17 protein-coding genes are annotated in these 16,089 nt (G+C 67.2%); 10 read left to right on the top strand and 7 right to left on the bottom strand.

Annotated elements, in window-relative coordinates:
* Nucleotides 1-29: 29 nt before the first annotated feature.
* Together fdhD and ACNFBT_RS06230 are read right to left on the bottom strand one after the other, a co-directional pair.
* Nucleotides 30-866 carry a formate dehydrogenase accessory sulfurtransferase FdhD gene (gene fdhD, locus ACNFBT_RS06235; protein WP_416747486.1) on the bottom strand — a complete coding sequence of 279 codons (837 nt, stop codon included), beginning with the start codon at nucleotides 864-866 and terminating at the stop codon, nucleotides 30-32.
* Nucleotides 867-964: 98 nt separating this feature from the next.
* Complete coding sequence (locus ACNFBT_RS06230; RefSeq protein ID WP_416747485.1) at nucleotides 965-1,861, bottom strand: LysR family transcriptional regulator; 897 nt, start codon at nucleotides 1,859-1,861, stop codon at nucleotides 965-967.
* A 152-nt stretch (nucleotides 1,862-2,013) separates the two neighbouring features.
* Here ACNFBT_RS06230 and lysM point away from each other — a divergent pair, with 152 nt between their 5' ends.
* Nucleotides 2,014-2,451, top strand: coding sequence for a peptidoglycan-binding protein LysM (gene lysM, locus ACNFBT_RS06225; RefSeq protein ID WP_416747483.1), 438 nt, complete (start codon nucleotides 2,014-2,016; stop codon nucleotides 2,449-2,451).
* A 52-nt stretch (nucleotides 2,452-2,503) separates the two neighbouring features.
* On the opposite strand, the gene yrfG is transcribed toward lysM, so the two are convergent.
* On the bottom strand, nucleotides 2,504-3,166 hold the full coding sequence (yrfG, locus tag ACNFBT_RS06220) for a GMP/IMP nucleotidase (protein WP_416747481.1): 663 nt from the start codon (nucleotides 3,164-3,166) through the stop codon (nucleotides 2,504-2,506).
* Between the two features lie 125 nt (nucleotides 3,167-3,291).
* On the opposite strand from yrfG, the gene nudE reads away from it, so the two are divergent.
* From nudE to ACNFBT_RS06190, 6 genes are all read left to right on the top strand, one after another.
* Nucleotides 3,292-3,858 (top strand): ADP compounds hydrolase NudE, encoded by a 567-nt coding sequence (gene nudE / locus ACNFBT_RS06215; RefSeq protein WP_416747479.1) that lies wholly within the window; start codon nucleotides 3,292-3,294, stop codon nucleotides 3,856-3,858.
* Nucleotides 3,858-4,676, top strand: coding sequence for a 3'(2'),5'-bisphosphate nucleotidase CysQ (gene cysQ, locus ACNFBT_RS06210; protein WP_416747476.1), 819 nt, complete (start codon nucleotides 3,858-3,860; stop codon nucleotides 4,674-4,676). Before nudE ends, cysQ begins: the two co-directional genes overlap by 1 nt.
* Before the next feature lie 216 nt (nucleotides 4,677-4,892).
* The gene (mutM, locus tag ACNFBT_RS06205; RefSeq protein WP_416747474.1) at nucleotides 4,893-5,705 is read left to right on the top strand and encodes a bifunctional DNA-formamidopyrimidine glycosylase/DNA-(apurinic or apyrimidinic site) lyase; all 813 of its coding nucleotides are present in this window, start codon (nucleotides 4,893-4,895) and stop codon (nucleotides 5,703-5,705) included.
* An 82-nt stretch (nucleotides 5,706-5,787) separates the two neighbouring features.
* A complete protein-coding gene (locus tag ACNFBT_RS06200; RefSeq protein ID WP_416747473.1) occupies nucleotides 5,788-6,366 on the top strand; it encodes a lysophospholipid acyltransferase family protein in 579 nt (192 codons plus the stop codon).
* 83 nt (nucleotides 6,367-6,449) lie between these two features.
* On the top strand, nucleotides 6,450-6,791 hold the full coding sequence (locus tag ACNFBT_RS06195) for a multidrug transporter (RefSeq protein WP_416747472.1): 342 nt from the start codon (nucleotides 6,450-6,452) through the stop codon (nucleotides 6,789-6,791).
* 85 nt (nucleotides 6,792-6,876) lie between these two features.
* The gene (locus ACNFBT_RS06190) at nucleotides 6,877-8,724 is read left to right on the top strand and encodes a Na/Pi cotransporter family protein (protein WP_416747470.1); all 1,848 of its coding nucleotides are present in this window, start codon (nucleotides 6,877-6,879) and stop codon (nucleotides 8,722-8,724) included.
* A 19-nt stretch (nucleotides 8,725-8,743) separates the two neighbouring features.
* On the opposite strand, the gene ACNFBT_RS06185 is transcribed toward ACNFBT_RS06190, so the two are convergent.
* Nucleotides 8,744-10,447, bottom strand: a complete 1,704-nt coding sequence (locus ACNFBT_RS06185) for a gamma-glutamyltransferase family protein (RefSeq protein ID WP_416747468.1) — start codon at nucleotides 10,445-10,447, stop codon at nucleotides 8,744-8,746.
* Between the two features lie 124 nt (nucleotides 10,448-10,571).
* Nucleotides 10,572-10,823: a YfhL family 4Fe-4S dicluster ferredoxin gene (locus tag ACNFBT_RS06180; RefSeq protein ID WP_207885708.1), complete on the bottom strand. Its 252-nt coding sequence runs from the start codon at nucleotides 10,821-10,823 to the stop codon at nucleotides 10,572-10,574.
* A 260-nt stretch (nucleotides 10,824-11,083) separates the two neighbouring features.
* On the opposite strand from ACNFBT_RS06180, the gene ACNFBT_RS06175 reads away from it, so the two are divergent.
* The 3 genes from ACNFBT_RS06175 to ACNFBT_RS06165 all read left to right on the top strand — a co-directional run bounded on the left by ACNFBT_RS06175 (nucleotide 11,084) and on the right by ACNFBT_RS06165 (nucleotide 14,255).
* Entirely contained in the window at nucleotides 11,084-12,595 is a 1,512-nt protein-coding gene (locus ACNFBT_RS06175; protein ID WP_416747465.1) for an aldehyde dehydrogenase family protein, read from the top strand.
* Nucleotides 12,596-12,666: 71 nt separating this feature from the next.
* Nucleotides 12,667-12,822 (top strand): hypothetical protein, encoded by a 156-nt coding sequence (locus ACNFBT_RS06170; protein WP_416747463.1) that lies wholly within the window; start codon nucleotides 12,667-12,669, stop codon nucleotides 12,820-12,822.
* Nucleotides 12,819-14,255, top strand: a complete 1,437-nt coding sequence (locus ACNFBT_RS06165) for a purine-cytosine permease family protein (protein WP_416747461.1) — start codon at nucleotides 12,819-12,821, stop codon at nucleotides 14,253-14,255. Before ACNFBT_RS06170 ends, ACNFBT_RS06165 begins: the two co-directional genes overlap by 4 nt.
* Nucleotides 14,256-14,291: 36 nt before the next feature.
* Here the strand turns inward: ACNFBT_RS06165 and ACNFBT_RS06160 are convergent, their stop codons facing one another.
* Complete coding sequence (locus tag ACNFBT_RS06160; RefSeq protein ID WP_416747459.1) at nucleotides 14,292-15,191, bottom strand: helix-turn-helix transcriptional regulator; 900 nt, start codon at nucleotides 15,189-15,191, stop codon at nucleotides 14,292-14,294.
* A gap of 156 nt (nucleotides 15,192-15,347) precedes the next feature.
* Nucleotides 15,348-15,827, bottom strand: coding sequence for a pantetheine-phosphate adenylyltransferase (gene coaD, locus ACNFBT_RS06155; protein ID WP_184590535.1), 480 nt, complete (start codon nucleotides 15,825-15,827; stop codon nucleotides 15,348-15,350).
* Nucleotides 15,828-16,089 lie beyond the last annotated feature (262 nt).

Below are 16,089 nucleotides of genomic sequence, written 5' to 3'. Positions count from 1 at the left end.
CGGCGCTGTCGTCAGATATCAGATAGCTGTCAGAGGGCTTTCGGGGCCGGGCTGTAGACGCGAGGGGCGCTGCGGTGGGGCAGATGGATCAGGTTCAGGTTGTGCTCGCGGGCCCACTGCACGGTGAGTGCGGTGGGCGCGGACAGGCTGACCAGGGTGGGCAGTCCGGCGCGCAGGGCCTTGTGGATCAGCTCCAGGCTGCAGCGGCTGGTGACCACGGCGAAGCCGTCGCGGGTGTCCAGGCGCTGGCGCTTGAGGGCGCCGACCAGCTTGTCGAGGGCGTTGTGCCGGCCGATATCCTCGCGGCACAGGCGGATCTCGCCGCTGCCGTCAACGAACAGCGCGGCGTGCACGGCGCCGCTGCGGCGGGCAATTTCCTGGGCGGCATTCACCCGCTCGCGCAGGCCGGCCAGGTGGGCGGCGGGCGGCAGCGGGGCGGTCGGCAGCACCGGCAGGTCCGGCAGCGCCTGGTCCAGCGCCTCGACGCCGCACAGGCCGCAGCCGGTACTGCCGGCCAGTTGGCGGCGTTGCTCCTTGAGTGCCCAGAAGGCGCGGTTGCTGACCTGCACCTCGGCGGAAATGGCATCGCCGTGGGGCGTCAGGCGGATGTCATAGATGGCGTCGATGGATTCGATGAAACCGGCGCCGAGGCTGAAGCCGTGGACGAAATCTTCCAGGTCGTTGGGCGAGACCATCATCACCGCCTGGCTGAGCCCGTTGTAGGCGATGGCCAGGGCGATTTCGTCGGCCAGGGCGGCGCTGCCGGTGTCGTTTTCCGGGGTGAGTTCGGCGTAGGTGTAGCCGTCGGCGGACGTGTCGGGAGCCCGGACCTCGGCGGCGGCCGGGCGGGCGATCAAGCAAGGCATGGGCTGAGCCCTATGGTTCTCTAGTAATAGCGCCAGACTAGGCCGATACGCCGGGGGCGTCTAATGGGTAGTTTCGATGCCGTGATCGACGCCATCTATCACTCGTCTGGCGACCCGTCCAGCAGCGTTGCCGCTTCGCGGAAGCAGGCTTCGGCCAGGGCCGAGCGCGGCTCGCCGCGGCGAATGATCAGCCCCAACGGGGAGAGGGTGCGGGCGTCCTCTATCGGGGTGAGGGCGAAGTGTTCGCCCTGGGCGTCCAGCCCGCTGCCCAGCGGCATGATCGCGCAGCACAGGCCGCGCTCCACGGCTTGCAGCAACTGGTGCACGGCGTCCGTTTCCAGGCGCGGCTGGGGCGTCAGGCCACGGCTGCGGAAGCCGTGGTCGATGGATTGGCGAAAATGCATGCCGGTGGAGAGCAGGCCCAGGGGCAGGTCCGCCAGGGCGTCCCAGCCGAGGGTCGGGCTGTCGAACTGGAAGTGCCGGCGGTCATGCAGCAGGCCCATGCGCGTGCCGGCCAGCTCCAGCCCTTCGAAGTGCTCGCGGTCGATGCGGTCGAGGTAGGACAAACCGAGGTCCAGCTGGTTGCGGCCAAGGCCTTCGAGGATGCTTTCCGAACTCAGGGCGTATAGCTGGAAGCGCAGCTCCGGGTGGCGCTGGGCGAACAGCTCGATCAGGCGCATGGGGTCGAAGCCCGCCAGCGGCACCAGCCCCAGGCGCAGGGTGCCGACCAGCTGGCCACGGCAGGCTGCGGCCTCGGCGTACAGGCCGTCGTGGGCGGCCAGCAGGCTGCGCGCCCAGGCCAGTACGCGCTCGCCGGCTTCGGTGAAGCCTTCGAAGCGCTGCCCGCGCCTCACCAGCTCCAGGCCCAGCTCTTCCTCCAGGTTGCGCAGGCGCATCGACAGGGTCGGCTGGGTGACGTGGCAACGCGCCGCTGCCTGGCCGAAATGCCGCGTCTCGTCGAGAGCACAGAGGAACTTGAGCTGTTTGATGTCCATCGGCGGATGGCTCCGGGAGTCGGCGTTGCGTCAGTGAAAGGCTGGGCTGGGAATAATCCGGCGAGCGTTGCCGATCTTGCCGACTAGACTCCTTGCGCGCGCGGTCTGCCCAATGCCGGCCGCCTGTCACTGTAACCGTAGGGAGGTTGGAAATGGGCATTTTTGCGTTCGTGAAGGAAGCCGGCGAGAAGCTGTGGGAAAGCATCGTGGGTCAGGAGGCGCAGGCCGCCGAATCGCTCAAGGATCACATTGCCAAGGTTGGCCTGGGCAACCCGAACATCCAGGTCAGCGTCGAGGGAGACAAGGTGATCGCCACCGGCGAGGTGGCCAGCCAGGAAGAGAAGGAGAAGATCCTGCTCACCCTGGGCAACGTCGCGGGCGTATCCGGCGTGGAAGACCACATCACTGTCACCACTCCGGCAGCGGAAGCGCGCTTCGTCACCGTGAAGAAGGGCGACACCCTGAGCGCCATCGCCAAGGCCGAGTACGGCAACGCCAACGCCTACATGAAGATTTTCGAGGCGAACAAGCCGATGCTCAGCCACCCGGACAAGATCTACCCCGGCCAGGTACTGCGGATTCCGGCGTAACAACACTTAGGAGCCCGGCCCAGTGCCGGGCTCTGTTTTTGAGACCTTGGAATCAGAGCCCTTCGATCAGCGACCGGTAGCTGTCCTGGGCGGCGAATTCCTCGGTGTCCTTGGGCCCGCCACGGCTGTCGGGCTGGCGCACCGCCAGCAGGTGGCCGACGCCGAACTGCCTCGCCGCACGCAGGATCGGCAGGCTGTCATCGATGAACAGGCTGCGCGCCGGGTCGAAGCCGATATCGGCGTGCAGCGCCTGCCAGAACTGCGGGTTTTCCTTGGGATAGCCGTAGTCGTGGGAGCTGATCAGGCGGTCGAACCAGGGCGCGAGCTCGACCCGCTCCAGTTTCAGCGACAGCGAATCGCGGTGGGCGTTGGTGATCAGCACCGCGCGCTTGCCATGCAGGCGCAGCGCGGCGAGGAACAGGTCGGCATCCGGGCGCAGGGCGATCAGGTGGGCCACCTCGCGCTTGAGGTCGCGGACCGACAGCTTCAGCTCGCGGCTCCAGAAGTCCAGGCAGTACCAGTTGAGTTGCCCGGCATGGTCGCGGAACAGCGGCAGCAACTCGGCGTCGGCCTGCTCACGGGTGATGCCGTGGTGCTCGGCGTAGCGCCTGGGCAGGTGTTCGAGCCAGAAATGATTGTCGAAGTGCAGGTCGAGCAGGGTTCCGTCCATGTCGAGCAGGACGGTATCGATGGCTGACCAGGGCAGGCTTGGCATGGTGGGCTCGGTAACAGGGTGTCGTAATTGCGCCTTGAATCGGCAGGCTCCGCGCAACATCCGACACGGACAATCGGAGAAGGCGGGTTATCATAGCCGACCCGGCCACCCCCAGGAGTTGCCCCATGCGTCAGAAACCCACGGTCCTCGCCCGCGAGATCGTCGCCAAAAGCCGGCTGTTCGCCGTCGAAGAGCTGCAACTGCGCTTCTCCAACGGTGTGGAGCGCACCTATGAGCGTCTGGTGGGCAAGGGGCAGGGCTACGGCGCGGTGATGGTGGTGGCGATGCTCGACGCCGAGCATGTGGTGCTGGTCGAGGAGTACTGCGCCGGTGTCGACGAATACCAGCTGTCGCTGCCCAAGGGGCTGGTGGAACCGGGCGAGGACATCCTCGCCGCCGCCGACCGCGAGCTCAAGGAGGAGGCCGGCTACGGCGCCCATGAGCTCGAGTACATCACCGAGCTGTCGCTGTCGCCCGGCTACATGAGCCAGCGCATCCAGGTGGTGCTGGCGCGCAATCTCTATCCCGAGAGCCTGCCTGGCGACGAGCCGGAGCCGATGCGGGTGGACAAGATCAACCTGCGAGAGCTTTCCAGCCTCGCCCAGCATGCCCAGTTCAGCGAAGGACGCGCACTGGCCGCGCTCTATCTGGTGCGCGACCTGCTGACCCAACGAGGAGAGTACCAACCGTGATGCATGCCTTTCTTCCCGCGGTAATCGACCTGGTGCACAAGGCCGGCGACGTGATCCTGCCGTTCTGGCGCGGTGACCTGAACGTCGAGCAGAAGGCCGACGAGTCGCCGGTGACCGCTGCCGACCTGGCCGCCCACCGCCTGTTGGCCGACGGCCTGCGCGCCCTGGCACCGGAGGTGCCGGTGCTGTCGGAGGAAGACTGCGACATCCCGCTGGAACAGCGTGCCCAGTGGACGCGCTGGTGGCTGGTGGACCCGCTGGATGGCACCAAGGAGTTCATCGCCGGCAGCGAGGAGTTCACCGTTAACGTGGCGCTGATCGAGCGCGGCCGCGTGGTGTTCGGCGTCGTCGGCGTCCCCGCCAGCGGCCGTTGCTACTACGGTGGTGCCGGACTCGGTGCGTGGCGCGAGGAGCGCGGCGGCGAGCCGCAGGAAATCAGCGTGCGGGTCAGCCCCGTCGAAGCCTTCACCGTGGTGGCCAGCAAGCGCCATTCCAGCCCGGCCCAGGAGCGCCTGCTGGCTGGTCTGGCGGAGCGTTTCGGTGACCTGCAGCTGGCCAATATCGGCAGTTCCCTGAAGTTCTGCCTGCTGGCCGAGGGCTCGGCGGACTGCTATCCGCGCCTGGCGCCGACCTCGCAGTGGGATACCGCGGCGGCCCAGGGCGTCCTGGAGGGTGCCGGTGGCGAAGTGCTCGACCTGCATGGCCAGACCTTCACCTATGAAGCCCGGGATACGCTGCTCAACCAATCATTCCTCGCCCTGCCGCAGGCTGCGGAGTGGCGCGGGGAGCTGATCCAGCTGGCGCGTGCGCTGGACTGAGTTGCTGTCGTCTACGCACCATTGCATCTCGTAGGAGCGGACTCCGTCCGCGATGCTCTTGCGCCGGGCCTATCGCGGACGGAGTCCGCCCCTACAAAAGCCCCCATGCCTCACCTTGGGTGCGGGCTTTCACGCAAGGCATTTGCTTTTTCCGATGTTCGCGAGCAATAACTAGCGGTCCCTTCGCTCCTACAGAATTCTCCTGCGTATCGATCCATGCCTGAATTACCCGAAGTCGAAACCACCCGCCGGGGCATTGCGCCCTACCTCGAAGGCCAGCGCGTCAGTCGCGTGATCGTCCGCGAGCGCCGTCTGCGCTGGCCGATCCCGGAGGACCTCGATGTGCGCCTCTCCGGGCAGCGCATCCTGCAGGTGGAGCGGCGGGCCAAGTACCTGCTGCTCAATGCCGAGGCTGGCACGCTGATCAGCCACCTGGGCATGTCGGGCAGCTTGCGTCTGGTCGAGTGCGGACTGCCGGCGGCGCGCCACGAGCATGTGGATATCGAGCTGGAGTCGGGCATGGCCTTGCGCTACACCGATCCCCGGCGTTTCGGTGCGCTGCTGTGGAGCCAGGCGCCGCTGGAGCATGAGCTGCTCCGCCATCTCGGGCCGGAGCCGCTGACCGACGCCTTCGAGGGCGAGCGGCTGTACCAGATGTCCCGGGGCCGCAGCATGGCGGTGAAGCCCTTCATCATGGACAATGCGGTGGTGGTCGGTGTCGGTAACATCTACGCCACCGAGGCGCTGTTCGCCGCCGGCATCGACCCGCGCCGCGAGGCGGGCTCCATCTCCCGTGCCCGCTACCTGAAGCTGGCGCAGGAGATCAAACGCATTCTGGCGATCGCCATCGAGCGCGGCGGTACCACGCTGCGTGACTTCGTCGGCGGCGACGGCCAGCCGGGTTACTTCCAGCAGGAGCTGTTCGTCTACGGACGCGGCGGCGAATTCTGCAAGGTCTGCGGCTCGACCCTGCGCGAGGTCCGCCTCGGCCAGCGCGCCAGCGTGTACTGTCCGCGCTGCCAACGTTGACGCCCGCCGCCACCGTTAATCTGTCGCTCTAAAATAATCCATAACAACAATGGCCCCTCTCGAGGGGGCCACCAGGTGATTCATGTCCGGTAATTATCTGCCCCGCAATCCGCTGGCCGAGGCGCTCGGCCATGCCATGCTGCGTATCGCGGGCTGGCGCATCGAGGGCTCCCTGCCCGCCCTCGACAAGTTCGTGGTGATCGGCGCCCACCACACGTCCAACTGGGACTTCATGCTGTTCCTCGCCGCCAAGTTCGTGCTGCGCCTGAATGCCCGCTGGTTCGGCAAGCACACCCTGTTCCGTGGTCCCTGGGGCGGATTGATGCGCCGCTGGGGCGGCATCCCGATCCAGCGGCACCTCAAGCTCAATACCGTGGACCAGGCGGTGCAGGCCTTCCGCGAGAGCCGCGAGATGATGCTGATCCTCTCGCCGGAGGGCACCCGCAAGAAAGTCGAGCGCTGGAAAATGGGCTTCTACCACATCGCCCGTGGCGCGGGTGTGCCCATCGTGCCGGCCGCACTGGATTATCCGGGGCGGCGCATCGTCATCGGCGAGCCCTTCTGGCCGACGGGGGACGAGGCGGGCGATCTGCGGCGGATGCTGGATTTCTACCGGCCGTTTGTACCGAAAAAGCCTGAATATGCATTCTTCGGCGATTGAAGGCTGTCACGCGACAAGTCACGGAGCGCTGTTATAGTTAATGGCAGTCTGCCTGCCCAACTACATAAAAAGGACTTCTCTCCATGAACCTGTTTCGCACCACCGCCGTTGTCCTGGCTCTGACCTGCGGGCTGTCGGCGATGCCGGCCGTCGCCGATGAAGTGGTGGCTTCCAGCGCCAGCGGCGACCCGATCTACACCGTCGAGGCCCCGCCCGGCTACGCCATGATGGGCGACCTGATCTTCGCCCGTCCGCTGCTGATCGCCGCCACCGTGGTGGGCGCCGCCGCGTTCGTGGTGACCCTGCCGTTCAGCGCTCTGGGTGGCAACGTCAAGGAAGCCGGCGAGGCACTGGTGATCGAGCCGGGCAAGTCCGCCTTCGTTCGTTGCCTGGGCTGCACCAAGAGCGGCTACAAGCAGGACTGAGTTCTGCCCGTGGGGCGGCCGGGTTCGGGCCGTCCCGTGATAGCGGACGCATCCAGGGCGATGCGTCGTCTGCAGCAGGTAACGTATGGACACGACCCGGCTGAAGAAGCACCTGCGTCCCGTGCTTCTGTTGCTGGTTGCCGTTGGCCTTGGCTATAGCTTCTGGTCCAGTGCCGGTCTGCTGCAGTTGGGCGCGGGGCTGGCACTGTTCCTGTTCGGCATGCAGTGCCTGGAAGAGGGCCTGCGCGACCTGGCCGGCAGCCAGCTTGAGCGCTGGCTGGAGAAAAGCACCGCGACCCGCGGCAAGAGCCTGCTGTTCGGCCTGGTCGGCACCTTCCTGCTGCAATCCTCCACCCTGGTCTCCCTGCTCACCATTGCCTTCATCAGCACCGGGCTGATCCAGCTGGCCGGTGGCATCGCCATTCTCTTCGGCGCCAACCTCGGCGCCACCAGTGGCATCTGGCTGCTCGCCCTGGCCGGGCAGAACCTCAGCCTGAGCCCGCTGGCGCTGCCGCTGCTGGTGTTCGGCGTGCTGATGGGCTTCAACGGCGACAAGAGCAAGGCGGCCGGGCGCATCCTCCTGGGGATCGCCTTCATCTTCCTTGGCATTGACCAGATCAAGGAAGGTTTCCAGAGCTTCGGCGACGCCCTGGACGCCAGCGAGCTGCAGGCCGAGGGCATGCTCGGATCGCTGCTGTTCGTCACCTTCGGTGTGCTGATCACCGTGGTGCTGCAATCCAGCCACGCCACCCTGATGCTCACCCTGGCGGCGCTGGCCGGCGGCCAGCTGGAGCTGGGCCAGAGCCTGGCCATCGCCATCGGCTCCAACGTCGGCAGCAGCGTCACCACGGCCTTCGTCGGCTCCCTGGGCGGCAACCGCAGTGGGCAGCGGCTGGCGCTGGCGCACGTGCTGTTCAACGTGGTGACCGGTGTGCTGACCTTCATCCTGCTCTCGCCCCTGACCTGGCTGGTGCACGCGCTGGTGACGCCGTTCGGGTTGGCGGACAACCCGATGATCCAGCTGGCGCTGTTCCACACGCTGTTCAACGGCATGGGCGTACTGCTGTTCTGGCCGTTGCAGGGCGCCCTGGCCAAGGCGCTGGTGCGCTGGCTGCCGGAGGTGGAGGAGCCGCCGGTGCTGATTACCGACATGGCGCCCGCCGAGCCGACCATCGAGCGCACCCATGCACGCTACCTCAACGAACGGGCACTGGACTCCGCCGACGCCTCGGCCAGCGCGGTGCTTCAGGAGCTGCGCCATCTGGGCCGGCTGAGTATCGAGGTGATCTGCCACGCGTTGTACCTGCCGGTGGAAATGCTCAGCCAGCCGCGTGTGGACGAAAGTCAGTTGCGGGCCGCGCCGGACCGTCACGCGCTGTCCGCGGAGGTGCTTTACCAGCGCCATATCAAGGGTGTCTACGGCGACCTGTTGAGCTTCATGGGCCGCCTGGACGTGCTGCTGGACGAGGAGCACCAGCGGCTCTGGCTATCCTGCCAGGTGGTGGCGCTGCAGCTGGTGGACGCGGTGAAGGACGCCAAGCACCTGCAGAAGAACCTCGGACAGGCCCTGCGGGGCCGGCCGTCGAGCACACGCGATGCCTACGTGGAACTGCGCCGCCACCTGCTCGGTATGCTGCGTGAGGTGCGGGCGATGGGCGCGCTGATCGGGGGTGAGCTACCGGAAGCCGCGCTCCTGGCGCGCCTGCAACTGCTCGACGAAAGCGCCGCGGCGTTCGACGCGGCCTTCCGCCAGCGCCTGTTCGCCGCCGTGCGCCAGCAGGAGCTGGACGGCCTGCAGACCAGCTCGCTGATGAACGACCTGGGCTATGCGAGCCGCATCGTCCAGAGCCTGCGCAACGTGCTGCAACTGGGCACCGAGCATGGCATGTTCGAGCCGCAGGACGACGATGCGCCGGCCCTGGTTCTGCCGTGAAGAGCCGCCCCTGAAGTGATCAGCGCAATGGCATCGCCAGCTCGGTGGCGATGCCGATGCCGCGCGGATCGCTGGCCGTCTGTACCTCTCCGGACTTCTTGTTCCACAGCAGCACCTGCTGGTTGCCATAGGCACGGCCGACATCCTTGAGCGTATAGCCACGGCGGTTCAGCTCGGCCATTTCGCTGCCGCTGAAGGTGCGCGGCTCGTGCTCGATCACGTCCGGCAGGTACTGGTGGTGGTAGCGCGGCGACGACACCCATTGCTGGATCGGCTTGCCATCCAGGTAATCCAGCATCGACAGCAGCACCATGCTGGGAATCCGGCTGCCGCCGGGGGTGCCGAAGGCCGCCAGCTCTGTGGGGCTCTCGATGAAGCTCGGGCTCATGCTCGACAGCGGACGCTTGCCGGAGGCCACGGCATTGGCCTGGCTGCCGGCCAGTTGATAGGCGTTGGCGCCGCTGACGTCGGTGGCGAAGTCATCCATCTCGTCATTGAGCAGCACGCCGGTGCCGGGCACGGTGAAGGCGGCGCCGAACGGCAGGTTGACCGACAGGGTCGCGGCCACCGCATTGCCGTCCGCGTCCATGACCACGAAGTGGGTGGTGTGGTCGCCCTCGCGCCAGGCGGGCGCCGGGGGCAGGGAAGCGCTCGGGGTGGCACGCTGCGGGTCGATGCCACCGGCCAGACGCTTGAGGTAGTCGGCAGCGAGCAGTTGCGGCACGGGATTGGCGACGCGGTCGGGGTCGCCCAGCAGGCCGCGGTCGCGGTAGGCGCGGCGCAGCACTTCCACTACGTAGTGGACGCGCTGCACCGGGTCGGCCTTCTGCCACGGCAATTGCTGCAGCATCCCCAGGCTCTGGGCCAGGGCGACGCCGCCGGCGGAGGGCGGCGGCGCGCTGATCAGTTCCTTGCCGTCGGCCAGCGGATAGCGCAGCGCCGGGCGCTCCACGCTGCGGTAGCTGGCCAGGTCCTCCAGGCTCCAGAGGCCGCCGGCGGCGCGGACGCCCTGTACCAGTTTGTCGGCGGTCTCGCCCTCGTAGAAACCGATCCGGCCATAACGGGCCAAGCGTTCCAGGGTACGCGCCAGGTCTGGCTGGCGCACCAGGTCCCATTCTTCGGGCAGGTTGCCGCTGGGGAGGAAGATGCGCGAGGTTTCGCGGTCCTTGCGCATGGCGTCCAGGCGCCAGGAAGCGCGGTCGATGTAGACGCGGTCGACGGAGACGCCGTCGGTGGCCAGGCGGATCGCCGGCACCAGGTTATTCGCCAGGGTCTTCCTGCCGTAGCGGCTGGTGATGTCCGCCAGCGCGGCGGGCAGGCCGGGAATGCCGGCGGCCAGCGCGCCATTGAGCGACAGCTGCGGGTCGACCCTGCCGTTGCGCTCGTACATCCGCGCATGGGCGGCCAGTGGGGCGCGCTCGCGGGCGTCGATGAAACGGTAGGTCGGGGGATCGCCGGCCTGGCGCAGCAGGAAGAAGCCGCCGCCGCCCAGGCCGGAGCCATAGGGTTCGGCCACCGCCAGCGCAGCGCTGATGGCCACGGCGGCGTCGAAGGCGTTACCGCCGCCGGCGAGGGTTTCCAGGCCGGCCACGGTGGCCGCCGGATGGGCGGTGGCAACGCCGGCCTGCGCCGGGTGTTCCGCGGCATGCAGGGCGGCGCTGAGCAGCAGGAGGCTGCAGAGGCCGAGCAGGGAGGTGCGGGAGCGGATATTCAACAGGGACATGGCATCTCACGAACCGCCGGCTGCACCGGCTGGAAAACCTGATTGGGCGAACTAGGGAGGATAGACAATCCCACGGCCCAAGGGTTTGTGAGAGCTCAATGAAAATATGTCGAAACGCCCCGGATCACGCCTTGCCGGTGAGCTTCTTGTACTTCTCCATCAGTTGCTCCTTGCTCTCGACGTTGTTTTCGTCGAGGGGGATGCAGTCGACCGGGCAGACCTGCTGGCACTGCGGTTCGTCGTAGTGGCCGACGCACTCGGTGCACAGGTTCGGGTCGATCACGTAGATCTCCTCGCCCTGGGAGATCGCGGCATTGGGGCACTCGGGTTCGCAGACGTCGCAGTTGATGCAATCGTCGGTGATTTTCAGGGACATCGAATAACTCCGGCCATGTCCGGGGGCATGGCTGTCAGCAACGGTAATGCTGGAATTGTGCCGCATCGGGGGCTTCGGCGCACCTGCCGGCTGACCGGCCAGGGCGCGAAGAATTCGCAGGATTGCGCAAAGCGCCGCAGGAAGCTGAAAGATCGGCGGCTTGCGACAGCCCTAGTCTGGCGCTGAACCGAACCCGGCCGGCGGTGGCCGCCGGGGTTCCCCGGACTCAGTCCACAGTCGTCAGAAAGGAAAAGCGCACCATGAATGCTCTTGAACACTTTGCTCGGCTCAGCGGTTGCCAATGGATCGACGGACAGCTGCGCCCGGGCTCCGGCGGCGCCAGCCAGGATGTCCTCGACCCGGCCACCGAGCAGTGCATCGGCCAGATCAGTGACGCCAGTCGCGAGGAGGTCGAGCGCGCGGTCGCCGTGGCCAACCGCGCCCAGCATCTGTGGAACCGCAGCAATGGCCTGCATCGCGCCGAAGCGCTGCATGCGGCCGCCGCGGAAATCCGCCGGCAGCAGCCGCTGGTGGCGGAGATGCTCACCCGCGAGATCGGCAAGACCTACAAGGAGTCCTTCGACGAAGTTTCCTGGTCGGCCACCGCGGTGGACTACTACGCGGAGCTGGGACGCCATGAGATCGGTCGGGTCACCGGCCCGGTGGTGGACGGGCAGTTCAACTTCTCGCTCAAGGAACCGCTGGGCGTGGTGGTGCTGATCCTGCCCTTCAACTATCCGCTCTGCCTGCTCTGCTGGCAGGCCGCCGCGGCCCTGGCGGCGGGCAACTCGGTGATCATCAAGCCGTCCGAGCTGACCTCGCTGACCACCCTGCAATTCGTGCAGGCCTTCGCCGCGCTGGGCGAGGGCCTGGTGCAGGTGCTGACCGGCGGCGCCGAGGTCGCCCAGCAACTGGTCCGTCACCCCGATACCCACATGGTGGCGTTCACCGGCGGGATCGAGACCGGGCGCATCGTCGCCCGCGAGTGCGCCGGGCTGTACAAGCGCACCCTGATCGAGACCTCGGGCAACGACCCGTTCATCGTGATGCCCTCGGCGCCGCTGGACATCGCCGCCCGCGGCGCGGCCTTTGGCGCCTACCTCAACTGCGGCCAGGTGTGCGCCTCGTCGGAGCGCTTCTACGTGCACGACGCCGTGTACGACGCCTTCGTCGAGCGCCTGGCGTACCATGCCGGGCGCATCCGGGTCGGCAACGGCCTGGACAAGGTGGACATGGGGCCGCTCGCCTCGCGGGTGCAGCGCGAGCGCTACGAGCGCATTCTGCAGCGCGCCATCGAGCAGGGGGCACGCGTCGCCGCCGGCGGTGGCCGTCCGCGCGGCCTGGAGCGGGGCTGGTTCGCCGAGGCGAGCGTGCTGCGCGACGTGCGCCCGGAGATGGAGATCCTGCATGACGAGAGCTTCGGCCCGGTGGCGCCGATCTGTCGGGTCGCAAGCCTCGACGAGGCGCTGAAGCTGTCCAACGACTCGCGCTACGGCCTGGGGTCGACCATCTACACCACCGACCTCGAGGAGAGCATGCGCGCCGTGCACGCCCTGGAGGCTGGGATGGTGTGGGTCAACGCGCCGCTGCTGGACAACGATGCCGGCCCGTTCGGCGGCCGCAAGCAGTCGGGCATGGGGCGCCAGCTGGGCGCCGAAGGCCTGGATACCTTCCGCCACAGCAAGTTCGTGATGATGGACCCGGCGGCCTCGGCCCAGGACTTCTGGTGGTTCCCGTTCCGCGACGAGGAAGCCTTCCCCGGTGCGCGTTGAGTCAGTATCCGATGCAAATACGTCGCCGCGCCGGTACGGGCGGCGGACCTTTCTGGATGAGGGCCGAACAAATGCAAGAACAAACGGGCGAACTGGAAAGACGTCTGCGGTTGCTGGAAGACCCGGCTGAGCAGGGCGAAGACTTCGATGCGATGAGCTGGTTCTGGCTGCTCCTGCTGGGACTGGTCCTGCCGGTGGTGGCGCTGGTCGCGGGGTGGTACGCATGAACGGGCAACTCTCCTCGGCATCGGCGGAGGCCACCCAGGCTTCCGTCAGCGCCGCCGTCGAGGCGGACAAGAGCGCCCTGCCGCTGCTGCGCAGCGAGCGCACCTGGGGCAGCTGGAAACTGGGCATCTCGCTGGCCACCGCGGCGGCGGCGACCTGGTGCTATCTCATCGGCGGCTACGTCGGCGCCTACCTGCCGTTCCTGAGCGGGTCGATCTCCCTCAGCGCCGGCTGCATGATCGGTATGTTGCTGGTGGCCCTGGCCGTCGTGCCGGTGTGCATGCGCTTCGGCGTCGACTCGATCGCCTCGGTCAAGCCGCAGTTCGGCAACCGCGGCTGGGTACTGGTCAGCGCCATGCAGTTCATCTCGATCGTCGGCTGGAACTCCCTGCTGCTGATCTTCTTCGCCAAGTCGACCACCCAGTTGCTGCTGGCGCTGGGCGTGATCCAGGACGGCAGCGGCGCGTTATTGGTGCCGATGACCATCCTGCTGGCCTGCTCGCTGGTGTTCTGCTTCCTGCTCAAGGGTTCCAGCGGGGTCGACCGGGTCGCCAAGATCCTGGTGGTGCACGTCCTGGTGGGCTTCTGGATGCTCTACATCATCGTCAGCCAGCGCTGGGACGAACTGGCCAGCGCGGTGCCGGCGTCTGCCTCGCCCGACCGCCTGTGGAACTACACCACCGGCGTCGAGATCGGCATCGCCTCGCTGCTGTCCTGGTGGCCGTACATGGGCGCCATGGTGCGGATGGCGCCCAAGGGGCGCACGGCGGCCCTGCCGATCATGCTGGGCATGTCGGCGCCGGTGCCGGCCTTGAGCCTGATCGGCATCGCCGGGGTGCTGGTGCTGCAGGTGTCCGATCCGTCGGAGTGGCTGCGCAGCATCGGCGGGCCGACCTACGGCATCGTCGCGCTGCTGTTCGTCGCCGCCGCCAACCTCGGTACCGCCGTGGCGGGGGTCTATGCCTCTGCCATCGGCCTGCAGCACTTCAAGGCGCTGGAACGCCTGTCGTGGCCGGCGATCCTGCTGATCACCATCCTGCCGGTGGCGCTGGTCGGTCTGATCATCCCGGAGCTGTTCTTCGCCAACTTCGGCACCTTCCTCGCTTTCATCGGGGTCGGCTTCGCGCCGCTGTGCGGCATCCAGATCGCCGATTACTACCTGATGCGCCGGCGCCGGATCGTGGTGCGCGCGCTGTACGAAAACGGACCGGACAGCCCCTATCGTTTCTGGCTCGGGGTCAATCCGGCGGCGGTGCTGGCGATGGCGGCCGGGTGCGCGACCTATGTCGTCCTGCTCGACCCGCTGACCTACGAAAGCCACGGCCCCTACGCCTTCACCACCGCCTCGCTGCCGTCGGTGCTGGTCGCAGCGGTGGTGTATTGCCTGCTGACCCGCCTCTGGATCATGCCGGCGAACAAGGGTGGCTATCGCTGAGCCTGCGCCCGGAGCCCGCCCGCCGGGCTCCGGGTGTCAGTCGCCGGTGCGCTGGCGGAAGCGTCCGGGGGTTTCCCGGCAGGTGCGGTGGAAGCACGCGGTGAAGTGGCTCTGGCTGGAGAATCCAGTGGCCAGCGCCACGTCGCTGATGCGCGCGTCGGTTTCCCGCAGCAGTACCTTGGCGCGCTCGATGCGCCGCTGCAGCAGGTAGTGGTAGGGCGATACGCCCATGGCCTTGCGGAAGGTGTGGGCGAAGTGACAGGGGCTGCTGTGCGCCGCCGTGGCGATGTCCTCCACCGAGATGTTCTGCGCCAGGCTCGCCTCGACGAAGTCCAGCGCCGCCTTGAGCTTGTGCGGCGAGAGCGCCAGGCGTTCGTCCGGCTCCTCGGCCAGGAGCGTGCAGTGGCCGCGCAGCAGTTCCAGGCAGAAGGTCTGGGTCAGTGCCTGCACGTAGGCCCGTGAACCGGGCTTGTTGCCGTGCAGTTCGTCGAGCAGGCCCAGGCCGATGTTGTAGATCGCCGGGTTCTCAAGGCCGATGCCGTCGGTCAGTTCGAACGCCGGGAATTCCGCCTCGCGCGCCGTGCGCCGCAGCACCTGCGGGTCCAGGCAGACGTGCAGGGAGTCGATCGCCGACGACCATTCCCAGGCGTTCTCCTGGTTCGCCGACATGATCGAAATCTGCCCCGGACGGCTGTGCCCGCGCAGCCACTCACCATTGAGACGAACACCGAGATCGCCGGGGGTATCGAGGTGGATGACGATGAAGTGCGCGGCCAGCGGCGGCGGCTCGATGTGCCCGCGGGTGGGGTGCAGGTGGCGGCGGGCGGTGATCGACGTCCAGCCGTGGCTGTCGCTGGAGGTTTGCGCCGGGGTGGGCATGAAGCTCGCCCACTCCTGCGGTGAAAGCGCATCGGGGTGCTGGCTCTTGCGGAGCATGGCCTCGCCTCTTGTTGTTCTTCTTGAGGAGACGTGTCCGTGTCGTTCGGCGGATTGTGCCCCTGGGTTGCGCGAGGTGCGGCGGGGCTTAGCTGTTCTAGCAGAAAAGCCGGGCCTGGGGGAGGCCCGGCATGCGCTCGGGGACCGCTGGCGCGGTCAGCGCTTGAAGCGCTCGGCCAAGGCGCTGGCGACCGCGGGATGGACGAACTTGGTGATGTCGCCGCCCAGCGCCGCGATTTCGCGCACCAGGGTGGAGGAGATGAAGGAGTACTTCTCCGACGGGGTGAGGAACATGCTTTCCAGGTCGGGAGCGAGCTGGCGGTTCATGTTGGCCAGCTGGAATTCGTACTCGAAGTCCGACACCGCGCGCAGGCCGCGCAGCAGGATGTTGGCGTTCTGTTCCTTGGCGAAGTGCGCGAGCAGCGAGGAGAAGCCGACGACTTCGACATTGGGCAGGTGCGAGGTGACCTGGCGCGCCAGCTCGACCCGTTGCTCCAGCGGGAACAGCGGATTCTTCTTGGGGCTGGCGGCGACGGCAATGATTACCTGGTCGAACAGTCGCGAGGCGCGTTCGACCAGATCCGCATGGCCTTTGGTGATGGGGTCGAAGGTACCCGGGTACAGCACTCGATTCATCGCGGCGTCCTGGTCGGCTCTTGTTGGCAGGCTGGGCATCAGCGGGGCGGATGGTAACGCAGCATGTCCGTGGGGCCAAGCGACCTTGGTAGTGCTTCCGCGCACGGACTACCTGAGTTTATCGGCGACGGACCATGCGGTCACGCGCAGGGCCCGTTCCAGAGCCATTGCGTGGGTCTTGCCTTGGGCCTGAGGCGTAGGGCGTATAACCGTTCGCGGTTATACGCCGATTCACCGCGCATCTTCGTCGCTCAGGTGACAA

Source organism: Pseudomonas sp. NY15181 (assembly GCF_048068055.1).
Lineage (GTDB): Bacteria > Pseudomonadota > Gammaproteobacteria > Pseudomonadales > Pseudomonadaceae > Pseudomonas.
This window is presented reverse-complemented; position numbering and strand designations above follow the sequence as displayed.